The following is a 6,638-nucleotide window of genomic DNA, read 5'->3' as shown; positions in this document are numbered from 1 at the left end:
TGGTGACAGGCCAGGTGACCATCTTGAAATAGCCGTCAAGATCCTGCTTCTCCTTGGCCTCCTTGAAATCAATCCCGCCATCAGCTTTCTGGGCAGGCATGGGATTGCCATCCTTGTCAGTGGCAAAAAGCACGTTGGGGTTGTCGAGATATTGAGGATCCTTCGGACTCACGTTGAAAGCGGAATACTTGCTGACTTGGGACGCCTTGCTGGTCGTGGTAGTCGCCGTATTGGGGGACGGTTGCTGGCCCGTCACCAGGACCGGCTCGGGAGTCAGCTCATTGACAGGCACCCACTCGCTATCCTTCAGAGCCACCCACTGGTAATAATACGAATTGGTCTCAGAACATATGCCATCAGGATTGTCATTAGTACTGCCACGCGGATTCAGCCAGTACACGAAGAAAGACCGTGCCGGAGCTGTTCCCGGAGCAGTGCCGGCGATTGGCCCAGTAGCATTGCTCTTATAGTCAGGAAAACCGTAATCGGTTACCATGCCCCAGTTAGCCTGATTGTTTTGGTAGAGATTTGGGTTGCTGTCCCAACCAACCCAAGAATACGGGCCGCTGCACTTCATATCCGCTTTGCTATCCAGGCAGTAACCCATATACACTTTCATCTGTTTATCCTGGGACATGCTCGCTGTGATATTTGAATATCTATCCTGAGCCTGTAAATCACTCATGGAAGCCGGATCAAAGCTTGTGCAGTTATCGGTAGTCCAGGACCAGGAAGAATTGCCACAAGACAGGGCCTTGTTCTGGTCACCAACGATGGCAAAGACATTCAAGGGCTCGGGGTGACCGCCAACAGCAAATTTTGCGGGATCTGTAGACGTATCCTTAATGTTCATATCACCCTCGATGGATATGGTCAGGTAGTCATACAAACCAGAATTGATAATCTTATGAACGGTGAAGAACTCAGCCTGGTTCCTGGCCCAGGCTAAGGCACCATCATAAGCGTAGGCATTTTATTGCTGTCTACGTAATCATCCGGGGTGATAGTGTTCATATACCGCACGCGCCTGTAATAGTCAGGGTTTTCGGAACCAACAAACTGATATATGAAAGATAAATTGCATTGTGACGGATTTTTGGTGTCAGTCCCACCAACACCGACACAATCCGGCTTAAATTCATTGTGCTTCACGCGCAGGATGAAGTCCATGCGCAGCTCATCCTGGTAGGCATCGATCCTGTCGTTGAAGGCCATCATCCTATAGAGCAGGGGTTTTCTGCTGGCCGTTTCGTCCTGTCCATCGATGGCATTGGCCCGATTGGCCGAAAGGGCGCTCAGCCCAAACGGAATAACCATGGCCAGCGTCGCCAGAAGGGTTACCAGAACGGCAATTATCGGACGGCTCACACGCTGTGAACCCTTAGCGTCCCGTTCTTGTAATCGCTTCAATCCAATACCCCCAAATCAAGATATAATTATTCGCCAGAGCAGCTCTACTTTGCTTTTTCATTTGTCCCCAACTGTTTAGACTCTATCATAGAGATAAAAAAATAGCATCTTCGCCTTTTCCATACATGCTCCAGGAGCACTGGAATTGCAAGCATTATCAAGGATTCCCATAGGGTGTCTCACGAGCGGTATTTCACAACCGTTTATGGTCTTCATCTGGCTGGTCCGGGTTGGAGGTGGAGACCACCTTGTCATGGAAAGGCAGACAGTTCGACGCTGCCAAGCGGCTCTCCCGCCAGCTGTCCTTCAGATGTCTGGGCTCGAGTCCCATCTCGCGCACAGGAAACACAAGCAGGGCCTGCCCTCATCCCCCGAATTCCGCGGAGATGAGCACAGGCCCTGCCTTATGCCGCCCGAAAATCAGTATCGGCTCTCCTGCCTATTCCTCAGGCAGGCCACAAAGCCAGCCAGACCCAGTATCAACATCAGCAGGATCCTGAGCACGGAAAGCGGCCATCCTCCGGCGAAGGGCAGGGATGAGGTGGAGGGCCGGAATTCCAGTGCGTGTGACACCGCAGCCGACTCGTTTCCACCTCGGAAGTTGCTGCTTTGAGTATCAGCGCTTTCGGCATCATCGGAAGAAACCTGAGCGGTGAATTTTCCCTGGTTTATCCCCTCAGGCGGAGTCGCCTGCCATGAACCCTGGTCTCCCACGGCGACATCTGTGCTGCTGTTGCCGGGCCAGGTTATATGGACCAGAGTCCCTTTGGTCTCAGGAACCCTGATGTTTCCGTTGACATACTTATAGGCCTTGCCTGCTACCTGGAAGATATCGTACCGCTCCAAGGTCAGCGTGGTCGGCGTCATGTCGACCGTCCGGTTGATGGAAGCCGGGTCCGAAGGGACATTCAGAGGGTTGATCATCTTGACCTGGAAGGTATACTTTTGCGTTTCGTCGTCGCCGTTGTAACCGGTGAATCTGTCAGCCGATATGGTCAAGGTCCAGGACCAGGTGGAAGCCGCCGTCTTCGTGAGATTCAACGTGAGTCCCGAGGCGGAATCCGCGGCGGAAGAAGCAGTGCCGACCGCCGCATCCCGTTGGAAGGTGTTGGCCGGAGTGGTCAGCAGGGGCGTCCAGTCCGAGGCAGCATTCTGCTTCATGGAAATGGCCAGCCTGGAATCAGTCATCCCCAGCCCACCCGAGGACCAGGCCATATTTATAGGCGAAACAGTGCCTTTGAAGGTGACGACCGAGTTTGCCGGCAGAATCCCGTTTTTCGTGTGGGGCACTGTGACGGAGAGCTTGCCATCCGGAGCATTCTCGTTGGAGACGAAATAGGCTGTTCCTATGTTCGAGAAGAAGGAGGTCAGGCCGAACCCGGAGGCGGACTCAGTCACCCAGGCATGATAACGCCTGTACCCATTGTACTTGTTGCCGGGATCTGGCGACGGATACTGCTTATTGGTGTCCTGTATCTGCCAGGACCCTCCCTGTTTGCTCTTGGGATCGACCTTGCACACCGTTTCTCCCAGCTTGAACCCCCAGGAGTCCGAGCTTTTCACCAGGTCGTCACTGCTCTTGCCCTGCTCCTCCTTGAAAGGATTGCCGGGATCCTCGCCGAACAGAGTAACCGTGTTGGGATGCGTGTCGTCTTTGGAGGGAGTGCACTCACCGCTGACCACCGGATCAAGCTTGCCGGTATAGACGCTTCCTGAGGCATTCAAGGAGCCATCGGTGTCATTCTGAATGTTGGTGATGGTCGGATCATCGGGACGAGGCACATCATACTTATAGAAGGCAGTATCGATAGCCCATCCTGCATCCAGATTCGTGTTTTTCTGGGCTGTAGACATATCGTCTGTTATCCCAACAAGGCTATCCTGTTGAGGGTCATATATCTTAGTGGTGACTTCAGGAGTGCTTGCCGTCGGCTTGCACTGGGTGCCATCGGCATTAGTAGTGACAGGCCAAGTAACTAGTTTGAAATAACCGTCAAGATCCTGCTTCTCCTTGGCCTCTTTGAAATCAATCCCGCCATCAGCCTTCTGGGCAGGCATAGGCTGGCCATCCTTATCAGTCGCAAAAAGCACGTTGGTGGTATTCGCATACTTTGGGTCAGTCGGATCGACGTTGTAAGCCGTATTGTCATTGACCTGATATTGAAGACCCCAGGAATTGGTCAAGCCGTTTACTGCTGGCTTCTGACCAGTTACGAGCACCGGTTTAGGCGTCAGCGCATCGACAGGCACCCATTGGCTATTCTTCTGCGCCACCCATTGGTAGTAATAGGAGTTGGTCGTGGAACATATTCCACCAGCGCTGTTATTTCCACGCAAATTGAACCAGTATACAAAGAAGGACTTGGGGGGCGCTACTCCTGGAACCGGATTGGCTCCTATAGGAAATCCATAATCCGTTACCATGCCCCAATTGGCCTGGTGACCACCATAAAGAGGGGGATTACCATTCCAGCCAACCCAAGAAGCAGGTCCGCTGCACTGAGGGTGGGGACTGTTACCTAGGCAGTTGCCCATGTAAAGCTTGATGCCCTTACCCTGGTCTGCAGTGATATTGGCGACCCTGTCTTGGACGTTGCTGCCGATAGAGCTCGGATCGAAGGATGTGCAGTCATTCGTGGTGTAGTCCCATGGAGAACCTCCACACGAGAGCGTATTGTTTTGTTGACCAACAATTGCGAAGACGTTCAAAGGCTCCGGATAACCGCCAGTCACATAATATTTCGGATCCAAGGAGGTATCCATGTAGGACAAATCACCCTCTATGGATACAGCCAGGAAATCATATAAACCAGAGTTGATCACTTTATGAACCGTAAAGAACTGCTCCTCATTTTCCGCCCATTGCTCAGCACCGCCAGTGGGGTCGTTGGGATTTGTTGAAATAGTATTCAGGTACCGAATCCGGGTATAGTGGGACGGACTTTGCGCTCCTTCATATTGATATGCGAAAGACAGATTGCACTTTACTGAATCATAGGGAGAAGTATCACGCATCGGAACGCATTGCGGATTGAAATCGTTGTGCTTCACGCGCAGGATGAAGTCCATCCGCAGCTCATCCTGGTATGAATCAATCTTGTCGTTATAGGCCAGCATCTTATAGAGCAGAGGCTTCCTGCTGGCCGTCCCGCCCTGCCCATCGATGGCATTGGCCTGATTGGCCGAAAGCGCGCTCAGCCCTAGCGGAACAACCATGGCCAGCGTCGCCAAAAGGGTTATCAAAACAGCCACTATAGGGCGATCCACATGCCGTGGACCCTCATTGACCCCTTCTTGCAATCGGTTCAACACGCTACCCCCCACACCTCAATGCAACCATCTCCAGAATCAGATGGACTGCACGCTTGATTGGTCCCCGGTGCAGGCCACGAAACCCTGGAGCACAAGTACCGTATCCTCACTTATGGCATCTTCTTGTCCCCTTTACATGCTTTAAGAGTACCGAGACTGAAAGCGTGATCTGGGATTCAGAAAGGGTGTTTCGCGACCGTCCTTAGTCTTGACTAAGAACAGTCTGAGTTAGGGGTGCGGGTGACTGGCAACGGCAGGGCCCCACTCATCCTCTCAACTTCATGGGGCGGGGGCGGATCCTGTCTGATGCTGCCGGGGTCAGTGCCGGCTTTCCTGCCTGTTCCTCAGGCAGGCCACGAAGCCGGCCAGGCCGAGGGCTATCAGCAGCAGGATTTTGAGCACGGAAAGCGGCCATCCGCCAGTAAGAGGCAAAGCCGAGTTGGAAGGACGGAACTCCAACTCATGCGACACCGAGGCCGACTGGTTCCCGCCCTGGAACCGGCCCTGGGCGTCAGGGCTCTCGGCATCGTCGGAAAGCACCTGAGCAGAGAACTGCCCCTGGTTGATGCCCTCAGGAGGAACCGCCTGCCACGAACCCTGGTCCCCCACAACGACATCCGTACCACTGCCGCCGGGCCAGGTCACATGCACCAGGGTGCCTTTGGTCTCGGGAACCTTCCTGTCCCCGTCCACATACTTATAGGCTTTCCCCGCCACCTGGAAGACGTCGTACCGCTCCAAGACCAGTGTGGTGGACGTCATGTCGACCTTCCGCTCGATGGATGCCGGGTCCGAACGGATGTTCATCGGGTTGACCATTTCAATGCGGAAATCATACAGTTGTGTCTCGTCGCTGCCGTCGTAGCCGCTGAACCTGTCAGCAGGGATGTTCAGCGTCCAAGACCACGTGGAAGCCGCCGTCTTGGTCAAGCCCAGCGTAAGGCCCGTTGCGGAATCCGCGACGGAAGACGTGGTGCCGGCTGCTGCATCCCGCTGGAAGGTGTTGGCCGGAGTGGTCAGCAGACTGGTCCAATCAGAGGCAGTGTTCTGCTTCATGGAAACGACCATCCTCGAATCCGTCATCCCCAGCCCTCCCGAAGACCAGGCCGTATATATAGGCGACACCTCACCCTTGAACACGACGACCGAATCCGCCGGCAGGCTCCCGTTGACCGTATGAGGCACCGTGACCGAGAACTTGCTGGCATCCGGGACGTTCTCACTCGAAACGAAATAGGCCGTCCCGATGTTCGAGAAGTAGGAGGTCAAACCGAATCCGGAGATGGACTCGATCACCCAGGCATGATAACGCCTGTAGCCGCTGTACTTGTTGCCAGAATCCGGCGACGGATACAGCTTGTTCGTGTCCTGTATCCGCCAGGAACCCCCCTGCTTGCTCTTGGGATCGACCTGGCACTCAGCCTCGCCCAGCCTGAACCCCCACGTGTCCGTCCCTTTCACCAGGTCATCGCCATTCGTGCCCTGCCCCTCCACAATCGGATTGGCTGGGTCCTCGCCGTAGAGAACAACCTTGTTGGGACGCGCGGCATCCTTGGAAGGCGTACACTCACCACTGACCACCGGATCAAGCTTCGACGTATACACACTGCCCGAAGCATCCAAACCGGCATCAGCATCGTTTTCGATCTTCGTAATCGTCGGATCATCAGGACGAGGCACATCGTACTTATAGAAGGCACTATTGATCGTCCAGCCCGCTGAAATATTCCGTTCTATATCCGAGCTGTTCATGCCGTCACGTATACCGACGAGGCCCTTCTGATCAGGGTTGTACACTTCAGGGCTGACGGTACAAGCGCTGCCGTCCCGGTTCGTGGTGACAGGCCAGGTGACCATCTTGAAATAGCCGTCAAGATCCTGCTTCTCCTTGGCCTCCTTGAAATCAATCCCGCCAT

2 protein-coding genes and 2 pseudogenes are annotated in these 6,638 nt (G+C 54.2%); all 4 read right to left on the bottom strand.

Annotation, left to right across the window (positions count from 1 at the left end; translation table 11 throughout):
- Window positions 1–889: pseudogene (locus H3U89_RS08435) on the bottom strand (hypothetical protein); the annotation flags it as partial.
- Between the two features lie 56 nt (window positions 890–945).
- Complete coding sequence (locus tag H3U89_RS08430; protein WP_232345787.1) at window positions 946–1,368, bottom strand: hypothetical protein; 423 nt, start codon at window positions 1,366–1,368, stop codon at window positions 946–948.
- 462 nt (window positions 1,369–1,830) lie between these two features.
- Complete coding sequence (locus H3U89_RS08275) at window positions 1,831–4,479, bottom strand: hypothetical protein (RefSeq protein ID WP_232345786.1); 2,649 nt, start codon at window positions 4,477–4,479, stop codon at window positions 1,831–1,833.
- Between the two features lie 561 nt (window positions 4,480–5,040).
- Window positions 5,041–6,638: pseudogene (locus H3U89_RS08270) on the bottom strand (hypothetical protein); the annotation flags it as partial.

It is taken from the genome of Bifidobacterium sp. W8104, assembly GCF_016100735.1.
Lineage (GTDB): Bacteria > Actinomycetota > Actinomycetes > Actinomycetales > Bifidobacteriaceae > Bombiscardovia > Bombiscardovia choladohabitans.
Note: the sequence above shows the minus strand (reverse complement) of the source record. Positions and strands in the feature narration are given on the sequence as shown.